General features: G+C 71.8%; 15 protein-coding genes. 5 read left to right on the top strand and 10 right to left on the bottom strand.

Annotation, left to right across the window (positions count from 1 at the left end):
* A complete protein-coding gene (locus AB0B39_RS09460; protein WP_357573984.1) occupies positions 1-387 on the top strand; it encodes a DUF2267 domain-containing protein in 387 nt (128 codons plus the stop codon).
* 83 nt (positions 388-470) lie between these two features.
* On the opposite strand, the gene AB0B39_RS09455 is transcribed toward AB0B39_RS09460, so the two are convergent.
* Together AB0B39_RS09455 and AB0B39_RS09450 are read right to left on the bottom strand one after the other, a co-directional pair.
* Positions 471-3,302 carry a ricin-type beta-trefoil lectin domain protein gene (locus tag AB0B39_RS09455; RefSeq protein WP_357573983.1) on the bottom strand — a complete coding sequence of 944 codons (2,832 nt, stop codon included), beginning with the start codon at positions 3,300-3,302 and terminating at the stop codon, positions 471-473.
* 250 nt (positions 3,303-3,552) lie between these two features.
* Positions 3,553-4,386, bottom strand: a complete 834-nt coding sequence (locus AB0B39_RS09450) for a copper resistance protein CopC (protein ID WP_357573982.1) — start codon at positions 4,384-4,386, stop codon at positions 3,553-3,555.
* A gap of 102 nt (positions 4,387-4,488) precedes the next feature.
* On the opposite strand from AB0B39_RS09450, the gene AB0B39_RS09445 reads away from it, so the two are divergent.
* The 3 genes from AB0B39_RS09445 to AB0B39_RS09435 are packed head-to-tail and all read left to right on the top strand — an operon-like array spanning position 4,489 to position 7,156.
* Entirely contained in the window at positions 4,489-4,965 is a 477-nt protein-coding gene (locus AB0B39_RS09445) for a hypothetical protein (RefSeq protein WP_357492177.1), read from the top strand.
* A gap of 5 nt (positions 4,966-4,970) precedes the next feature.
* Positions 4,971-6,338 (top strand): hypothetical protein, encoded by a 1,368-nt coding sequence (locus tag AB0B39_RS09440; RefSeq protein ID WP_357492175.1) that lies wholly within the window; start codon positions 4,971-4,973, stop codon positions 6,336-6,338.
* A 50-nt stretch (positions 6,339-6,388) separates the two neighbouring features.
* On the top strand, positions 6,389-7,156 hold the full coding sequence (locus AB0B39_RS09435; RefSeq protein ID WP_357492173.1) for a nucleotidyltransferase domain-containing protein: 768 nt from the start codon (positions 6,389-6,391) through the stop codon (positions 7,154-7,156).
* Between the two features lie 66 nt (positions 7,157-7,222).
* Here AB0B39_RS09435 and AB0B39_RS09430 read toward each other — a convergent pair whose 3' ends face one another.
* The 4 genes from AB0B39_RS09430 to AB0B39_RS09415 all read right to left on the bottom strand — a co-directional run bounded on the left by AB0B39_RS09430 (position 7,223) and on the right by AB0B39_RS09415 (position 13,239).
* A complete protein-coding gene (locus AB0B39_RS09430) occupies positions 7,223-8,617 on the bottom strand; it encodes an FAD-dependent oxidoreductase (protein ID WP_357492171.1) in 1,395 nt (464 codons plus the stop codon).
* A gap of 187 nt (positions 8,618-8,804) precedes the next feature.
* Entirely contained in the window at positions 8,805-9,581 is a 777-nt protein-coding gene (locus AB0B39_RS09425) for a methyltransferase domain-containing protein (RefSeq protein ID WP_357573981.1), read from the bottom strand.
* 158 nt (positions 9,582-9,739) lie between these two features.
* Entirely contained in the window at positions 9,740-11,464 is a 1,725-nt protein-coding gene (locus AB0B39_RS09420; RefSeq protein WP_357492167.1) for a hypothetical protein, read from the bottom strand.
* Between the two features lie 212 nt (positions 11,465-11,676).
* A complete protein-coding gene (locus AB0B39_RS09415) occupies positions 11,677-13,239 on the bottom strand; it encodes a bifunctional NAD(P)/FAD-dependent oxidoreductase/class I SAM-dependent methyltransferase (protein ID WP_357492165.1) in 1,563 nt (520 codons plus the stop codon).
* Between the two features lie 74 nt (positions 13,240-13,313).
* On the opposite strand from AB0B39_RS09415, the gene AB0B39_RS09410 reads away from it, so the two are divergent.
* Positions 13,314-13,907 carry a helix-turn-helix transcriptional regulator gene (locus tag AB0B39_RS09410; RefSeq protein ID WP_234586726.1) on the top strand — a complete coding sequence of 198 codons (594 nt, stop codon included), beginning with the start codon at positions 13,314-13,316 and terminating at the stop codon, positions 13,905-13,907.
* Between the two features lie 133 nt (positions 13,908-14,040).
* Here AB0B39_RS09410 and AB0B39_RS09405 read toward each other — a convergent pair whose 3' ends face one another.
* The 4 genes from AB0B39_RS09405 to AB0B39_RS09390 all read right to left on the bottom strand — a co-directional run bounded on the left by AB0B39_RS09405 (position 14,041) and on the right by AB0B39_RS09390 (position 18,228).
* Complete coding sequence (locus AB0B39_RS09405) at positions 14,041-16,008, bottom strand: discoidin domain-containing protein (protein ID WP_357573980.1); 1,968 nt, start codon at positions 16,006-16,008, stop codon at positions 14,041-14,043.
* 156 nt (positions 16,009-16,164) lie between these two features.
* On the bottom strand, positions 16,165-16,344 hold the full coding sequence (locus AB0B39_RS09400) for a hypothetical protein (protein WP_357573979.1): 180 nt from the start codon (positions 16,342-16,344) through the stop codon (positions 16,165-16,167).
* A gap of 19 nt (positions 16,345-16,363) precedes the next feature.
* Entirely contained in the window at positions 16,364-17,242 is an 879-nt protein-coding gene (locus AB0B39_RS09395) for a carbohydrate ABC transporter permease (RefSeq protein ID WP_357573978.1), read from the bottom strand.
* Positions 17,243-17,253: 11 nt separating this feature from the next.
* Positions 17,254-18,228, bottom strand: coding sequence for a sugar ABC transporter permease (locus AB0B39_RS09390; protein WP_357492155.1), 975 nt, complete (start codon positions 18,226-18,228; stop codon positions 17,254-17,256).
* Positions 18,229-18,293 lie beyond the last annotated feature (65 nt).

The following is an 18,293-nucleotide window of genomic DNA, read 5'->3' as shown; positions in this document are numbered from 1 at the left end:
ATGGCCGATCTGGGGTTCGTCGACAAGGTCGCGGCACGGGCGGGCATCCCGCCCGCGCAGGCACGCCCGCTGACCGAGGCCGTGCTGCAAACGCTCACCGAGCGCCTCAGCGGCGGCGAGGCCGCCGCGCTCGCTCCGCACCTGGCCGCCGAGTTGAGCCCACTGCTGGTCAAGGCCGCCGAGCCGCCGGAAGCGTTCGGGTACGACGAGTTCCTGCGCCGCGTGGCCGACCGCGCCGGGACGGACCGGCCCGGAGCCGAACGGGGCGTACGAGCGGTTCTGCAGACCATGCACCGGGTGGTCGGGCACCGCGAGTTCACCGACGCCCTGTCCCAACTCCCGGCGGACCTGCGCGCACTGGCCCAACCCCTGCCGCACGGCCCCTGACCGACGCCGTGTCCGGCCTGGCCGTCCAACTGTCGGCGCAAAGCGCGGTCTGACCGGCCGGCGGCCAGACCGCGCCCCGGGCGTCAGCCCGCGGTGACCACCCACTTCTGGTGCGCGCCACCGGCGTACGTGCCGATCTGGATCTGGGTGCCGTCGGCGCTGGCGCCCCCGGCGGCCTGCAACACCTTGCCCGACTGCGGGTTGCGGATCGACCCGTCGGACTGCGGCTGCCACACCTGCGAGCCGGTGCCGTTGCAGGTCCACAACTGCACCTTGGTGCCGTCGGCGGTGCCGGCGTTGTCCACGTCGAGACACTTGCCCAGCGCCCGGTACGTGTCACCGGACCGGCTCCACGACTGCGCGCCGGTGCCGTTGCAGGTCCACAACTGCACCTTCGTGCCGTCCGCGGTGCCGGCGTTGTCCACGTCCAGGCACTTGCCGCCGATGCCGGTGATGCTGCCCGCGCCGCTGGCGGCGCTGCCGTACACCTCCAGCTCGTAGATGCGCGCGGCGGTGTCGCTGGTGCTGGTCGGCGCGGTGACGGCCAGCCGGACGTAGCGGGCGCCGGGCGCGGTGACGTCGTGCGTCGTGGTGCTCGCCGTGTTGCCGGTCACCGTGGCCCGGGTGGTCCAGTTCGTGCCGTCGGGACTGGACGCGATGGTGAAGTCCCGGGTGTTCCAGGCGGCGTCCTCACCACCGGCGCCGGCGTGCTTCACCACCACCCGGTTCACCGCGTAGCTGCCGCCCAGGTCCACCTGGAGGTACTTCGACGTGCCCTTGGAACACCACTTGTCGCCGTTGCCGCCGGTGACGCTGCCGTTGACGGCCTTGGCCGGCCCCTCGGTCGTCGAGCAGGAGCTGTCCGCGGTGGCCGGCTTGTTGAGCGCCAGGTTGGTCCCGCCACCGGGCGGGGTGACGCCCGGGATGGCGTTGAGCGTGTACCACGCCTCGGTGCTCCACAGCGACTGCCCGCTGGTGGAGGTGAACGGGCGGGGTGAGCGCAGGTAGACCACCCGGCCGGCCTTGCGCCCGTCGACGGTCAGGGTGACCTTCCGGCCGTCCGCCGAGAGGGTGGCCCCACTGACGGTCAACGTCTCCTCGTCGATCTTCGGGCCGCCGTAGTTGGACGTCGCCTCGTACCGCCACTGCTTGACCTTGTAGTGGGCGGCCAGGTTGGCGGCGGTCTCCGCCGAGACCGGCTGGGTGTACTCCACCTCGAAACCGGCGGTGGTGGCCCGCATGGCCAGCATCTCGAAGGTGCTGGCGCTGTTCGGGGTGAGCTTCTGCAACCCGTACGTCAGCTTGCCGGTCTGCCCCCAGTTGCCGCCCGCGCCGAGCCCGCCGACGTAGATCGCGCCGTCCGGGCCGAGGTTGACCTCGGAGACGCCCGCCTCCAGGCCCTGGGTGAGGCGGAACAGCGCACCCTGGTACTCGCCGTTGACCTTCTCCACCGACGCGCGCTGGAGGCCGCCGTAGGTGACGTCGCCGATGACGAACTGCCCGGCGTACCGCCCGGTGGTGAGGTAGAGCGGCGTGCTGGGGGAGTTGGCGATCTCGTTCTGCGGCATCCAGAGCACCGGCGGGGTGACCGGGTTGGCGTCGAACGGGCCCGCCGGGGTCATGTAGTGGTTGAAGAAGCGCCCCTGCTTGATGTGCACCAGCTTCGACGACGGCAGCCAGCCGCCCTGGTTGTCGGTGACGAAGATGCCGCCCTCCGGACCCCAGCCGATGCCGTGCGGCGTCCGCAGCCCGCCGGCGATGTAGCTGACCGCGCCGGTGTCCTTGTTGACCCTGATGGTGGTGCCCCGGTTGGCGGCGGGCTGCGGCACCGTTGTCGCGCCGCCGTAGTCGATCGACACCGACAGGTTCACGTAGAACGAGCCGTCCTGGTAGAGCAGACCGAACGCGAACTCGTGGAACTTGCCGCCGTACGGCCAGGTGGCGACGGTGTCCAGGCGGTCGGCCACCTCGTCGCCGGTGGTGTCCACGAGCCGGGTCAGCCGCTGTTTCTCCGACACGTAGACCACGCCGTCGACGACCTTGAGCCCCATCGGTTCCTTGAGCCCGCCGGCGATCTTTTTCGTGGTGACCGACCCGGGACCGGTCGCGCCGCCGGTGTTGCCCATGATGTACACCTCGCCGTCCTGGGAGGTGCCGGACTGGTCGCTGCCACCCCAGGTGCTGATGACCAGCCGGCCGTCGGCCAGCCAGTCCATCCCGGTGACCTTCGGCTGGAAGCCCGAGGGCCGCAGGTTCGTGAGCGTGTAGCCGGGGTGCACGCCGGTCAGCGGCAACCCGTCGCCGGGGGAGTCGGTGACCCCCTCGCACTCCTTGCGCCCCGGTGCGGTGACCCGCACGACTCCGGCGTCGGTGCTCAGCGCCGAGGTGGGCACGACGACGAAGGACGATGAGCCGGGCGTCCGCCACTCCAGGGTGATCTGCTGGCCGCCGGTGCGCTCGAAGTGGTCGATGCGCAGGGGGTGCAGCCCGGACGCGAGGGTGACCGCGCCCTCCTTGGGTGGGGTGGCGCCGTGCAGGCCGTCATGGTTGATCACGACGGTGTTGTCGATGGTCAGCTTGGAGCCGTCGTCACTGCTGAGCCGGAAGGTGTAGCTCCCGGCCTGGGTGATGGTGATGTTGCCGAGCACCTGCGAGACGAAGTTGTCGTCGAAGCCGAAGTCGGCTGGCGACGTCCAGTTGATCGTGGACATCAGCTTGTCCACGTTCGGGGTCTGCGCGGGCTTGAGAGTGCAGATCTCGGAGAGCGGCACCTGGACGTCGTAGACGCGCAGAGTGACGCCCGGTTCCTGCTCGGGGGCGGCGTCGGCCGGGTCGGCCCAGAAACCGACGGCGAGGACGAGCGCGAGCGCGCCCAGGACGGGACTGCGGAATCGGCGCAGCAGCGGTGTGCCCATCGTTCCTCCACAGAGGATAGGAGTGACCGACGGCCGGTGTGCAGCGATGTGAGGCGGTGGCCGCCGGCCCGGTCCGTAACGTCCTCGACGCCGACGAGTGACGATCCGGAAACACCGGGTTGATGGGTCGAGACATTAAGGGCTTTCGATCTGACTGTCCATGCCTTTGCATCGATACATCAAAAGTTCCCGATGTCCGTGCGAAAGGTCGCGGTGCTTGTCCCCGAATGCCCGGAGATGCCCGTCCGGGTTAGCGGCGGCCGCGACGAGCCGGCCGGCGGTCCGTTCCACCGCGCGGACGCGACGCCGCACCCCGTGGACGCGGCGCTGCGCCGCGCGGACGGGCGGTGCCGCCGGACGCGCGTTGCGCCGGCCGGCGACGGGCTGCCACGACGATGATCGTGCCGACGACCACGACGACGGCGGCGGGCACCACCCAGGGCGGAAGACCTCCCGCCGGTGGGGACGCCGGCGGCGCGGCCGCGGGGGTGGCGTCCGCCGGGAGTGTCGCCGCCGGCACGGCGGAGGCCGAGGGGGTGCCCTCGGCCTGGGCGAGGAGGGCGGGCTCGGGGCCGTTCGTCGGTGCCGTCCAGCCGGCCGGGGCGGGCGTGCTCGGGCCCTGGTAGTCGAAGGTGACGGTGCCCCGCACCGCTTCGCCGTCCGACGCGACAGTGAGATAGCTGGCGGTGTAGCGGCCCTTCGCCGGCCAGTGCGCGACGGTAACCATCGCGGGAAAGCCGGTGTGGTACAGCCGCGGCTCGAAGACCCCGTTGACCATGAAGTACTCCTGGACCGGCTTGTCCAGCCGCTTCGGCTCGCCGTGCGACCAGCCGCTGTCCACCCGTGACCCGTTCGGCCCGGTGAGGGTGAAGTGCGCGTTGGCGGCCGGCTTCTCGGTGAAGTACAACCCGATCTGGGTCAGGGGCTTACGGACGACGGTGCCGGTCAGCGGCGTGGAGGTCGCCAACTGCCCGTGCGCCGACGCCGGGGCGGCGGGCAGCGCCAGGGACACCACCAGCAGCGCCGCCAGCACCGCGACGGTACGGCACACAACGTGACAGACAGTGACCAGCCTCGATCGCATTCGTTCATCATGGTCATTTCCCCACCGCCGAACAAGACGTAGAGTTCACCCTCCGACGATCAGCTCGACACCCCGTCCCCCCGCGTCGTTCGGAGTCCGCCCGTGCTCGTCCGTACCCCCGGTGGCCACCGCACCGCCGTCCCCACCGCCCTTTTCGTCACCGGCCTGCTCAGCGCCCTGCTCACCGCCGGCTGCGGGCAGGACGACGACCCGTCCGTCGCCGCCCCCTCGACGCCGGCCACGTCGACCGCCGCACCGAGCGCCTCCGCGCCGGCCTCGGCGGACAGCCCGACTCCCGCCGCCAGCACGCCCGGGGCCGACCGGGAGATCACCGTGACCATCGCCAAACGACGGATCAGCCCGCCCACCGGCCGGGTGACCGTGACCAAGGGGCAACTGGTCCGGATCACCGTCACCTCGGACGTCGCCGACGAACTGCACGTGCACGGCTACGACCTGGGGGCCCGACTGCCGGCCGGTACGCCCGGCTCGGTGGAGTTCCGGGCCGAGAAGACCGGGCTGTTCGAGGTGGAGACGCACGAGACCGAGCTGGTGCTGTTCCAGCTCGTCGTCCGCTGAGCGGGATGCCCGCCGCTCCCGCGCTGCTGGCGCACGGCGTCGGCGGCCGCCAGGACCTGCCCATCACGCTTGCCGAACTCGTCGTCGCCGCCGCGCTGACCCTGGTCGTCACGTTCCTCGCCCTGGGCCTGCTCTGGCGCGAGCCACGCCTCGACCGGGACGCCGCCGGTGGCCGGCCGCTGCCCGACCGGCTGGCCGGCCTCGTCGACGCCCCCGCGTTCCGGTGGGCGCTGCGCGCACTGGGACTGCTCGCCGTCGGCTGGTTCTGCGTCGGCCTGCTCGGCGGGCCGGACACCCCGGACAATCCGACGGCCGGCGCGCTCTACGTGCTCCTCTGGGTCGGGCTGGTACCCGCCTCGCTGCTGTTCGGCCCGCTCTGGCGGGCCGTCAACCCGCTGCGGACCGTGCACCTGCTCGTCGCCCTGGCGGCGCGGCGCGAGCCCGCACGCGGCGTCCGGGAGCTGCCCACCGGCGTGGGCCTCTGGCCGGCCGCGCTCACCCTGTTCGGGTTCGTCTGGCTGGAACTGGTCGCGCCGGACCGGGCCACCCTGCCGGTCATCACCGCGTGGCTGGCCGGGTACGCAGTGGTCATGCTCGGCGGCGCCGCGCTGTTCGGCGCGGGCTGGTTCGACCGGGCCGACCCGTTCGAGGTCTACAGCGCGCTCGTCGGCCAGCTCGCCCCGATCGGCAGGGCCGCCGACGGAGTGCTGGTGTGGCGCAACCCGCTCGACGGGATCGCCGGACTGCGGCCCCGTCCCGGGCTCGTCGCCGTGGTGATCGTGCTACTCGGCTCGACCATGTTCGACAGCCTCTCCAACGCGCCGGCGTGGCTGCGCTTCTCCCAGGAGAACGGCCTGCCCCCGGCGGTCACCGGCAGCGCCGGACTGATCGTGGTCATCGGGGTCGTCGCCGTGGCGTACCTGCTCGCCACCGGCGCCGCCGCCCGCGTCGGCGGTCCCCGACCGCCAGACGCCGCGGGGCCGCCGAACCCTGCGGAGTCGCCGCGGGTGCCGCGCGAACTCGCGCACTCGATCGTGCCGATCGCGGTGGGCTACGTGGTGGCGCACTACTACTCGCTGCTGATCCTGGAGGGTCAACGCACCGTCGCCCTGCTGTCCGACCCGCGTGACACCGGGGCGGACTGGTTCGGCACGGCGGGCTGGCAACCGCACACCGGGCTGGTCACCCCGTCCGGGGTGGCCAACCTCCAGATCACCGTCATCATCGTCGGGCACCTGCTCGGGACGCTGCTCGCTCACGACCGCGCCCTGTACCTGTTCCCCCGGGCGCGGGCGGTGGCCGGTCAGCTCCCGCTGCTCGCGCTGATGGTCGCGTACACCGTCGCCGGCCTGCTGCTGCTCTACGCCGGTTAGGGCCGCCGGCCCGGTGCCGACGCGCCCGCGCCCACGGGTGAGGATGGGGCGTGGACTCTGCCCTTCGGCGCTACCTCGACGACCTCGTTGACACCGCCCGGGACGTGCTCGGCGGCGATCTCGTCGGGGCGTACGCGGCCGGGTCGGTGGGACTCGGCGCGTACCAGCCCGGCCGGAGCGACGTGGACGTGGCGCTGGTCTGCGCCGACCCGCTGACCGAGGCGGCCAAGCGGACCCTCGTGGCACGGCTGCGGCACGAGGCGCTGCCCTGCCCGGCGCGCGGGCTGGAACTGGTCGTGTACCAGCGGGCCGTGGCCGCGGCCGGCAGCCCCGAGCCCGGCTTCGAGGTCGAGCTGAACACCGGGCGCGCGATGCCGTTCCGCCGCACCCTCGACCCGGCGGACCGCCCGAGCGCCGACGGCCGGTTCTGGTACGGGCTGGACCGCAGCATCCTGCACCAGAGCGGGATGGCGCTGCACGGACCGCCGGCGGCGGAGGCCTTCGCCGACCTCGACCCGGCCGACCTGCGCCGCCTGCTGATCGAGGCGCTGACCTGGTGGCTGGCCCTGCCGACGCCACCGGGCGACCGGCCCGCGCCCGGCGCGGAGGACGCGGTGCTCGGCGCCTGCCGCTCGCTGGTGCGCCACCGCGACGGTGCGTGGTTGTCCAAGGTGGACGCCGGCCGGCGGCTCGTCGACACCGGCGACCCGGATGAGGTGATCCGCCGGGCGATCGCCGCGCGACACGGTGGGCCACCGCCCACGGGTGCCCAGGCGCGTGCCTTCCAGCAACGGGTACGCGCCGAGATCGCCGGCTGACCTCGCCCGGCGGGACGTGCTCAGCGCACCGGGCGGGACGTGCTCAGCGCACCGGGCGGGACGTGCTCAGCGCACCGGGCGGGACGTCAGCGACGCGAAGAGCAGGTTGAGGCCCTCGGCCATTGTCGGATGCGTGATGACCGCGTCCCGCAGCGCGGTCCACGGCATGCCGGCGAGCATTGCCAGCTGCACCGACGTGATCACCTCGCCCGCCTCCGCGCCGAGCAGCGCCGCGCCCAGGATCTGGTCGGTCCGGGCGTCGATCACCGCCTTCCACATGCCCTGCGTCTGGCGCAGGGTGCGGGCCCGGGGGATCGCGGCGACGGGCAGGTGGGCCACCTGGACGTCGTACCCGGCGCGGCGCGCGTCGCTCTCGCTGAGACCGACCCGCGCCAGCTCCGGGGTGGTGAAGACGGTGTACGGGATGAGCCTTCCCGCCGTGCTGCGCTGCGCACCGGCCAGGTTCGCCCGGATGATCCGATAGTCGTCGAGAGAGGCGTGGGTGAACTGCGGGCTGCCCGCGACGTCCCCGGCCGCCCACGTCCGCTCGGCGCTGGTGCGCAGGTACTCGTCGACCAGCACGAAGCCACTGTCATTGAGTCGGACACCTGCCGCGTCCAGCCCGAGCCCGTCGGTGACCGGCGCCCGGCCGGCCGCCACCAGCACGTCGTCACCGGTCACCACGCTGCCGTCGTCGAGCGTGATCCGGGCCGTACCGTCGGCGTCGCGGTCGACCCGGGCGACAGTCACCCCGACGCGTACGTCGATGCCGTCGTCGAGGAAGACCCGCATCATCGCGTCGCCGATGTCGGGGTCCTCCCGGGTCAGCAGCTGGGGACCTCCCTCGATCACCGTCACCGCGCTGCCGAACGACGCGAACATCTGCGCGAACTCCACCCCGACGGTGCCACCGCCGAGCACCACAAGTCGTGCCGGGAGCCGGTCCAGGCGCAGCAGGTCGTCGCTGGTCAGCACCCCGGCCTCGGCCATTCCGGGTACGGACGGCAGGTACGGCCGGGTGCCCGTGTTGACGACCACGTCGTCGCCGCGCAGCAGTCGTTCGTCGCCGTCGGCCAGTGACACCCGCACGGTCCGCGCGGCCACGAAGCGGGCCTGACCGATCACCAGGTGCAGGCCCGAGTCGAGGAACTGCTGCCGGTTGGCGGCGACCATGCCCTCGACGACGTCCTGCTTGTGCGCCCGCAGCAGGTCCACGTCGACGTGCCCGCCCTCGACCACGACGCCGAGCGCGGCGGCGTGGCGCAGCTGGCGGGCCGCCCGCGCGCTCGTCACCAGGGCCTTCGTGGGGATGCACGCGACGTTGATGCAGCTACCGCCGATCATGCCGCGCTCCACCATCGCCACCCGACGGCCGGACCGGGCAACGTCCATGCTCAGCGTCTTGCCGGCCTTGCCGCCGCCCACGACGAGCAGGTCGAAGTCCTCCGGTTGGTCGGTCACTGGCGCTCCTTCCGGCCACGAGGCGCTCCTGGGTCGCCAGTCGGGCCAGCGGCGGTCGGTGCGTGTCGGCCAACCCAGCCTGCCAGCTCCGGCGCCACGTTCGGGATGGTTCGGTGCAGAATCGTCCCCGGTGCGTCGTGCCCGACGACGGGGCGGCGCCGAGTCGGGACCGGCCCGCCGCGCGGCGTCAGGCTTCGGCCGTGACCAGGTACAGGGTGAACCCCGCCAGCAGGGGACCGTCCGTGAGACGTCGCAGCCACGGCTGAACGTCCGCGTCGGTCAGCTCGCCGGCCGCGACGGCGCGGGCCGAATTGCGCCGCAGCCCCAGGATCCGGTCCGCCGTGTCGAAGTCCCGAAAGACGACGGCGATCGCCTCGACCGATCTCACCCGCAGGCCAGCCCGCGCCGACAGCCGGACCAGCTCCCGTCCGACAGTAGCGTTCCGCACCCGCCCCGCGACGAAGCGGGCGAAGCCGCGGCTCGTCCGCACGTCCTCGTCGGCGACCGCGAGGGTGTCCCAGTCCGGCTCGGTCAGCGCGAGCACACCACCCGGGCGCAGCACCCGACGAACCTCCCTCAGCACCATCGCGGGATCCGCGACGTGCATGAGGACCCGGTCGATCCGGGCCCGGTCCATGCTGGTGTCGTCCAGCGGAAGCGCGTGCGCGTCGCCCGCGCGCAGGCCGATCGTCGGCCGGTCGGCCAGCCGCCGACCGGCCTCGGCGAGCATCCGCGCGTCACTGTCGACTCCGACAACCCGGCCGCCGGCCTGGACGGCGTCGGCAAGCCGTCCGAGGTCGGTCCCCGGGCCGCAGCCGACGTCCACCACCGTGTGCCCCGGCCGCAGATCGAGGGCGTCGAGGGCACGCCTCTTGTAGTCGCGTCCGACAGCGGTGGCCGCGGCCGTGTCGAGGTACGCGATCTGATCGGCGGCGGTGGGCGTCGCATTCGGGTGGTGGCTCATCGGCCCATCCAAACAGCGGATTGTGGGCGTATCGCGAACGCGGCGTGCAGATCCGGTGTAGGCCACCGTCGACGACGGGCCGGCCTGGCCGGGCGCCGAACCGTGACGCCGGGCCCACGCGCAGCTGTGCGTGGGCCCGGGGCCAGTCGCCGACGAGGTCAGTGCCGGGCGGTGCCGTTGTCGCTGACCGGCTGTCCGAAGGCCAGGAACGGTACGGGCGTCGGCGGCTCGGGCCGCGTGAAGATCCGCTCGGCGTCGTTGGTGGGCGACCCCGACGTGGCCGTCTGATCGGCCGGCTCCACCGGGTACCGCAGGGGCGGCCGACCGGGCCGCTCGCCGTCGGCGTGGTCGACACCGACGTGCTGACCGTTGGCGTGCTCGGCGTCGGCGTGCTGACCGTTGGCGTGTTCGGCGTCGGCGTGCCGACCGTTGCCGTGCTCGGCGTCGGCGTGCTCGACCTCGGCCCGGGTGTCGTCCGCGTCGGTCCGGTCGGTGTCGGTCCGGTCGGTGTCGGCGCGGTCGGCGTCCACGCGGTCGGCCTCGGCGCGATCGTTCGCGGGCCGGTCCACGGGGAGCAGCTCCACATTCGTGCGGGACGGGTTCGACCGGGAGCCGACCATCGGGTACTCGGCGGTCTCCGTGCCGCCGGCCGCGGCGGCCATCACGGCGGCGGCGGCCAGGTCGGCCACCCGCTTCGCCTCGCGCTGCACCCGGGCGCGGACCTCCTTGGCGTGCCGCTCGGCGGAATCTCCGGCCCGTCGCGCCTCGTCCAGCCGGGTCGCCTCGGCGGTCAGGTCCCGACGCACCTCGCTCAACCGCTGCTGGAGGCGGGACAGCTCGTTCTCCAGGGTCTCGCCCTCGTGGCGGACCTCCGCGAGCTGCTGCTGGGCGGTCTCCAGCTCGGCGTGCAGCTGGTCCGACTCCTGCCGGCGCTCCTCGATCTCCTGCTGGAGCGCGGTCAGCTGCTCCTGGTGGCTGGCCGCCTGCTCGTCGGCCCGGTTACGCAGCTCGGTCACGTGCTGCTGCGCCTCGGCCAGCAGCGCGGCGATCTGCTGCTCGGTGGAGCTGCGCTGCTCGGCCAGCTCCTCCTGGGCCGCGGCCTGCAACTCGGCGATCTCCTGCTCGGCGGCGCTGCGTCGCTCGGCGACCTCGCGCTCCACCCCGGCCTGCCACTGGGCCATCTCCTGCTGGTTCTTGGCCCGGGCGGCCTGGACCTCCTGCTGGATCTGGGTGCGGGCCGACTTCATCAGGGCATCGGCGGCGACCCGGGTCTGGTTGAGCTGCTGAGCGCTCTGTTCGGTGGTGCGCTTCGCCTCGTGCTGGGCGCGCTCGTGCGCGGCCTCGCCGTCGGCCCGCAACTGCTCGGCGCGCTCCCGGATCGCGGTCAGCTCGGCCTCGGCCACGGCACGCCGCTCCTCGTACGCCTGCTCCTGCTCGGCGCGTCGCGCGGCCAGCTCCTCCGACAGGTCGTGGCGTGCCTGCGCGGCCCGCTCGCGGGTGTCGGCGAGGATCTGCTCGGCCTCGGTGCGCAGCTCGTTGGCCCGGTCGCTGGCCGACTCGGTGATGAGGGCGGCCTGCTTCTCGGCGAGGGTCAGAATCTCGCCGACCATCGGGCCCAGATCCTGGAACGAGGCGCGGTCCACCTGCACCGGCTGCTCGTGCAGCTCGGCCAGCTCGGCGCGCAGCCGCTGCACCTCGGCGGTCAGCTCACGAACCCGCACCGCGGAGCGTCCGTGCTCGCCGCTGAGCATCGCGATCTGGCCGTCGAGCTGCTCCAGGTGTCGGTCCACCTGGCGTTTGTCGTAGCCGCGCAGGGTGAGCTCGAAGCTCGGCCGCGAGGCCGCGTCGTCGCGTGCTGCGAGCGGCTCAGCGCCGATGGACATGCACCATCCTCCGTACGATCGGGGCGTCAGGGTCGGCGGTCAACCGCCCCTGCGGGCCGTGAGTGTGGCGCAACGCTACCGCCGAGCCCACCCCCGTGCGAAGGCCCGCCCCGCCTCCGCCCCGCTCCTTGGTCGATCATGGAGCCGTGGTGCCCGGAAAGCCCTGATCCGCGGCTCTTGTCGTCCACCACGACTCCATGATCGACGCGGGCTCAGCGGCGGCGGGCCAGCAGGACCGCGTCGTGGTGGACGACGTCGTGCGGTCCGGGACGGGGGCGGGTGTCGGTGACGAGCACGTCCCACCGCGTCGGGTCCAGCGAGGCGGCCACGTCCTCGGCGGTGTACATCATGTCGGGCATGTGCATCCGGTGCCCCGACGTCCACAGGTCCGACGGGTGGTGCCCGACGATCAGCAGCACGCCGCCCGGGGCCACCGCGTCGGCCAGCCGGGCGAACAACTCCCGCCGCTGCGTCGGGGGCAGGTGCATGAACTGCGCCGACACCAGGTCGTACGCCTCCTCGGCGGGCGGCTTGTCGCGCAGGTCGGTGTGCGTGAACTCGATCCGGTCGGCCACCCCTGCGGTCTCGGCGTGCTCGGCGGCCCGGGTCAGCGCGGTGGTCGAGATGTCCACCGCGGTCACCCGCCAGCCGCGCTCGGCCAGCCAGACCGCGTCGGCGCCCTCGCCGCTGCCCACCTCCAGCGCCCGCCCCGGGGCCAGGTCCGCGGCCTCGGCGACAAGTTGCGGATTTGGGCGTCCACTCCAGACGGCCGGCTTGGACTGGTAGCGCTCCTCCCACGCCGGCTCCTCGAAGGTGGTGGCCACCAACTGCCGGTACGCGGCCACCGCGTCGCGGGTGTCCTCGGCGATCAGGTCGGCGTTGATCGCCGCCCCGGCCATGAGCCCGGCGGCGGCCGAGGTGATGACCTGACCGCGCAGGTCGGCCACGTTACCGGCCACCCACACCCCAGGAACTGTCGTCGCCCCGGTCGCGTCGGCCGGGATCTGGGTGCCGACCACGTGCCCACCCATCGTCACCTCCTCCGGGGCCAGGCCGAGCCCCACCAGCAGGTCGGCGCGGGGCGCCGTACGGGTCGCGACCACCACCACGTCGAGCGCCACCACCCGGCCGTCGGCGAGGCGGACTCCGCTGAGCGCGTCCCCGCTGACCTCCAGTGCGGCGACCGGGCCGGGCACCACAGCGATGCCCCGGGCGGCCAGCCGCTCGGCCGTCTCCTCGTCCGGGGTCGGGGCGTCGTGCAGCAGGAGCAGCACGTCGGAGGTCCACTGCCGCCACATCTCGGCCTGGTGCACGGACATCGGCCCGGTCGCCAGCACGCCGACCCGCTGGTCCCGCACCTCCCAGCCGTGGCAGTACGGGCAGTGCAGCACGTCGCGGCCCCACCGCTGCGCCAGGCCGGGCACGTCGGGCAGCTCGTCGGTGAGCCCGGTGGCCACCAGCAGGCGGCGGGCCCGCACCGAGGCCCCGTCGTCGAGGGCGAGCCGGAAGCCACCGTCGTCGCGGGTCGCGGCCTGGACCCGGCCGGCGCGGAACTGTCCGCCGTACCCGGCCACCTCGGCGCGTCCGGCCGCGAGCAGCTCGCCCGGCGGCGTCCCCTCCCGGCCCAGGTAGTTGTGCACGTGGTCGGCCGGCGCGTTGCGCGGCTCGCCGGAGTCGATCACCAGCACCGACCGTCGGGCCCGGCTCAGCGCCAGGGCTCCGCTGAGCCCGGCCGCGCCGCCGCCCACGACCACCACGTCATATGTCTCGTCCACCGGAATGTCCCCCTACTTGTCGGCTGAGCCCACCATCCGTCGTAGCCGTTCGGGTGGCAAGTATCCTTGCCGTTATGGCAAACGAGGACAGCGCCGCGCTGGCGGCCGTCGGCCCCCGGCTGCGTGCCCTGCGCCACCAGCGCGGCACCACGCTCACCCAGCTCGCCGAGCTGACCGGCATCTCGGTGAGCACCCTGTCCCGGCTGGAGTCCGGCACCCGCCGACCCACCCTGGAACTGCTGCTTCCGCTCGCGCGGGCGTACCAGGTGGCGCTCGACGAGCTGGTGGACGCCCCGGCCACCGGCGACCCCCGCGTACGCCCCAAGCCGATCGTCATGCACGGCGTGACGTACCTGCCGCTGACCCGCCGACCGGGCGGCCTCCAGGCGTTCAAGCAGATCTTCCCGCCGGACCCGTCCGCCGGGGGGCGGACCCCACAAGCCCACGAGGGGTACGAGTGGCTCTACGTGCTCTCGGGCCGGCTGCGCCTGCTGCTCGGTGACCGCGACCTCATCCTGACGCCGGGAGAGGTGGCCGAGTTCGACACCCGGGTCCCGCACCTCTTCTTCAATCCCGGCCCCGGCACCGCCGAGGCGCTCAGCCTCTTCGGGCCGCAGGGGGAGCGGCTGCACGTCCGCGCCCGCCCCGCGAAGGCCGAGGAGCGGTAGGCGCTGGCTCGGGCGGCCGTGGGCCGGTGGAACGCGGTCCGCAACATAACGGGCCGAAACCCGCGAACGTCACCGGCGGCGTGCACGCAGGGAGCCTCCGGCGCGATGCCGGAGGCTCCCTGGTCTGCCCCGGTCAGTTGAGCGCGTAGATCTCCGCGGCGGTGGTCCACGGGTTGCCGTTGACCTCGCTCAGGGCGCGCAGGCGCAGGTACTGCCCGGTCTTGGCGGTGAACCGGACCTCCTTCTGGCTGGCGTTGTTGGCGAAGGTGCCGGTGGCCACGGCCGTACCCCAGTTGGCGCCGTCGGTGCTGACGTAGACCTCGTACTGGCCGATGCGCCCGTTGGCGGCGCCGGAGCCGCTGTCCTGCCGGGGCAGGTAGCGGATTCCGGAGACGGAGTAGCTGGCACCCAGGTTGATCTGGATCTCGTGGGGCATCGGGGCGTTGCCCCCGGTGTACTTCGTGTGCCAGATCGTGCTGAGGTTCCCGTCGAAGGCGTTGGTCGCGGCGCCGTTCTCGGCGGTCGTCTCCTGGCTGTCCACGTACTTCAGCGACCAGCCGGTGCGGGAGATGACGCCGGCGCTGGGCACGCAGACGGTGCTCAGCTGGTGGGCGCCCCGGTCGGGACGGCACCCCTGGGTGACGGCGCCACCGAAGTAGTCCCGGCTGCCCGGGTTGGTCATGGCCTGACCACTGGCCAGGGCCGGGGAGCCGGCGCGCAGCCGGTAGCCACCGGCGTCACTGATCGAGGTGGCGGTGCCCGGCGCGACGAACAGCGGGTCGGCGGTGATCTTGTTCGAGTCGGTGGGCTCGCCGGCCGGGTGCTGGCCGTAGAACACGTTGGAGTCGAACAGCAGAGCACCGGCGTTGTAGGTGGCCTGGGTCGTGGTCACGTAGAAGATGTTGTTGTAGAACTCCACGTTGGCGCCGGCCGAGCCGTTGCCGTTGTTGATGATCTGGGCCGCCTGGCCGACGTAGAAGACGTTGTTGTAGATCTTCGTGTTGGTGAGCTTGCCGCAGACCAGGTCGAAGATCTGGCCACGGTCGTTCTGGCTGATGTTGTAGCGCACGATGTTGTCCGCGGTGGTGGAACCCCCGCCGTTGCACAGCAGGATGAAGCCACCCTCGTTGTCGTGGCTGTAGTTGTACTGGTAAATGGTGCGGATGTTGCCCTCGTCCAGGTCGAGGCCCTGCCCGTCACAGGTGCTCCGGCCGCCGCTCACCTCGTTGAACTGGAACAGGGCGTCGTTGATGTTCCAGCCCCAGATGCCTGCGGCGCACTGCGCGGGCTCGCGGACCCGGAAGCCGTCGACCCGGTTGTTCTCCACCAGGGCGCTCTGGGTGTGGTGCACGTCAATGGCGTCGCCGCCGATGTCGGTGACCGTGTTGCCGCGTACGACGACCCGGGTCTGCGGAAGCCAGGTGCCGCAGGTGGAGCCGCAGTTGGGGTTGGCCAGTTCGGGCCGGACCATCCAGCGGGTCCAGAAGTGGATGCCGTAGCGGTCGACGGTGGCGATCGTGTTGTTGTTGATCAGCACGTCGTCGAACTTCGTCTGCGTGGTGTAGCCCAGAACCTCGAAGAAGATGCCGGCGCTGGCGTCGTCGTCCTTCTTGGTCTGGTTGCCGTTGACGTCGTGGACGCTGAGCCCGGTCACCCGGTAGTAGGTGCCGGTGCCGGAGTTCTCGCGGATGATGTGCACGCCGCGACGGGTGGCGACCGCCGAACCCTTGTTGGAGATGTCCAGGTTGCGGATCTCCCAGTACTGCTGGTTGTAGAGCTTCACGACGTCGACGACCGCACCGTTACCAGCCAGCACCGGCTTGGCGCCGCTGCCGTACGCGTCGACGATGATCGGTGCCCCGGAAGCGCCGGAACCCTTGGGGAAGAGCTGCTGACCGGCGCAGGTCGTACCCCGCCGGATCAGGATCTGGTCGCCGGCGGCGAACGTCCTGGCGTTCACCGGCGTGAAGCTGTTCCAGGGGCTGGCCTGGGTGCCGCTGCCCGACGTGCTCGCGGAACAGTCGACGTAGTAGTTCGTTGCGGCTGCCGCGGCGGGGGGCGCGGCGACAAGTACTGCGGTGGCTAGCGTGGTCAAAGCCACCAACGAGGACCTGAACAGGTGCATCGAGAGTCCTAACCGTGGGGGTGGTTGGGGGAGTCGTTCACTTCCTGGGAGATGTCCGGCGCGCACGACCGGGAGATGACGCCGGCGACGGAACCGGTGGACTGCGGGCCCGTCCGCCGACGGGGGTCCGAGTCACCGGAACTTGCGGTTGTAGTCCGCGAGAAGACCGATCAGAACGGCGAGCGCCACGAGCATGATCGCGAGGCTTCCCCAGCCGACAGTGGGCCGGACGACCACCACCGTGACGACGCAGGCCAGCGCGACCAGAATCCGGGCGACGACGAGCAGTACGACAGGCGTCGGTTCCTTCATGACATCCCTTTCTCGGGCCTCAGCCCTTGACGCCGCCGGCGGCCATGCCCTGGATCAGGCGGCGCTGGATCAGCGCGTACAGGAGCAGCACCGGCACGATGACGATGACCATGCCGGCGTAGAGCCGCCCGGGGTCCGCGGCCGCCTTCTGGGCGGCCATCAGGTTGAGCAGGCCGACCTGCAACGTCTTGCCCTCGCCGGGCAGCAGCGTCAGCGCGATGACGAAGTCGTTCCAGTACGCCAGGAAGTTGAACAGGATCACCGTGGTGACCGCCGGGCGGGCCATCGGCAGCATCACCCGCGTCATGATCCGAAAGCGGGATGCCCCGTCCAGCAGCGCCGCCTCCTCGAAGTCCCCCGGAATCGACCGGAAGTACGCGCTCAGCAGGTAGATCGTGAACGGGATCGAGGTGGCCGCGTAGACCAGCGCGAGCATCGCCGGGTTGTCGAGGAAGAACCCGTCCGGGAACACGTCGACGAGCGCGCGGTCCCAGTCGACGAGCATCAGGAAGATCGGCACCACGATGTAGTTGACGTTGACGAAGAGCCCGGCGAGCAGCGCCACCTCGACGATGCTCTTGCCGCGGAACTCGTACCTGGCGACGACGTACGCCGCCGGCACCGAGACCGCCAGCACGAAGACCAGGCCGAGCATTGTGACAAGTACCGAGGTGGCGAAGTAGCGGCCCATGTGCGCGCCGCCGAACGCGTCGACGTAGTTGCGCAGGTGCAGGCCTTCGGGCAGGGTCCAGGGGCTGCCGAAGAACTCGCTCTTGCGCTTGAGCGAGGCCACCAGCACCCAGGCGACGGGGATCACGATGAGCAGGGTGATCCCGCCGACGAGCAGGTGGGTGAGGCCACGGCCGGGCCGCGAACCGGATTTGTTGATCGTGGTCATGGAAGTGTCCTCTAGAACTGGAGGGGCTCACGCCGGGTCGCGCGGCTCACCAGGAGCGACACGAGGAACGAGAAGGCGAAGATCACCACGCCGATGGCCATGCCGTAGCCGTAGGCCGAGTTGGTGTACGCCTGCTTGTACATGTAACTGAGCAGCACCTCTGAGGCGCCGTCCGGACCGCCGCCGGTCATCGCCCGTACCAGCACGAAACTGAGGTTGACGGCGCTGAGGATGAAGAAGGTGAGTGTCGTGCGCAGGTTCTGCCAGATCAGCGGCAGCGTGACGGCGAAGAACTGCCGGGCGGCCGACGCGCCGTCGAGCGCCGAGGCCTCGTACAGCTCCTCCGGAATGCTCGCCATGCTCGACATGTAGATGACCATGTAGTAGCCCAGCGACTGCCACAGCATCGCTGTCGCGACCGAGTAGAGCACCAGCTTCTGGTCACCCAGCCACACCTGTTGCAGGCCGTCCAGCGAGAGCAGCCGGAGTGTGCCGTTGAGCAGGCCGTTCTCCTGGTCGTAGACGGCCGAGAAAATGGCCGCGATGACCACTACCGAGAGCACGTTCGGGACGTAGAGCACGAACCGGTAGAAGGTGTGGCCGCGCAGCTTCTGCCGGGTCATGACGGCCGCGAGGAACAGGCCCATCCCCATCGTCACCACTGTCACGACGACGAGCAGCGCGACGGTGTTCTGGAACGCGCGCAGGAACTGCTCGTCGTCGAGCAGCTTGCTGAAGTTGTCCAGGCCGACGAACCGCATCTGCGTCGAGAAGCCGCTCCAGGTGTAGAGCGACATCCGGAACACGCTCACCGTCGGCCAGATCATGAACAGCGCGAACAGTGCCAGCGCCGGCAGCAGGCAGACGGCGACGAACCGGCCGTCGCCGCGCCGGCCACGCGCGGCGCCACCGCGCGTCGACGTCGGGGATCGACCGGGCGCACGTTTGCTGGCGCCCGGGGTTGGTGGAGTGAGGGTCGTCGTCACCGTGACCAGTCCTTGGCTCTCGCAGGGGGAAGGGAACGGCGGCAGCCCGGATCCCGGGCTGCCGC

It is taken from the genome of Micromonospora sp. NPDC049114 (assembly GCF_040648635.1).
Lineage (GTDB): Bacteria > Actinomycetota > Actinomycetes > Mycobacteriales > Micromonosporaceae > Micromonospora.
This window is presented reverse-complemented; position numbering and strand designations above follow the sequence as displayed.

Excerpts from the sequence above, each read along its gene's own strand:
- AB0B39_RS09460 (WP_357573984.1), top strand. The coding sequence starts at position 1 with ATGGCCGATCTGGGGTTCGTCGACAAGGTCGCGGCACGGGCGGGCATC.
- AB0B39_RS09455 (WP_357573983.1), bottom strand. The coding sequence starts at position 3,302 with ATGGGCACACCGCTGCTGCGCCGATTCCGCAGTCCCGTCCTGGGCGCG.
- AB0B39_RS09450 (WP_357573982.1), bottom strand. The coding sequence starts at position 4,386 with ATGCGATCGAGGCTGGTCACTGTCTGTCACGTTGTGTGCCGTACCGTC.
- AB0B39_RS09440 (WP_357492175.1), top strand. The coding sequence starts at position 4,971 with ATGCCCGCCGCTCCCGCGCTGCTGGCGCACGGCGTCGGCGGCCGCCAG.
- AB0B39_RS09425 (WP_357573981.1), bottom strand. The coding sequence starts at position 9,581 with ATGAGCCACCACCCGAATGCGACGCCCACCGCCGCCGATCAGATCGCG.
- AB0B39_RS09420 (WP_357492167.1), bottom strand. The coding sequence starts at position 11,464 with ATGTCCATCGGCGCTGAGCCGCTCGCAGCACGCGACGACGCGGCCTCG.
- AB0B39_RS09410 (WP_234586726.1), top strand. The coding sequence starts at position 13,314 with ATGGCAAACGAGGACAGCGCCGCGCTGGCGGCCGTCGGCCCCCGGCTG.
- AB0B39_RS09400 (WP_357573979.1), bottom strand. The coding sequence starts at position 16,344 with ATGAAGGAACCGACGCCTGTCGTACTGCTCGTCGTCGCCCGGATTCTG.
- AB0B39_RS09395 (WP_357573978.1), bottom strand. The coding sequence starts at position 17,242 with ATGACCACGATCAACAAATCCGGTTCGCGGCCCGGCCGTGGCCTCACC.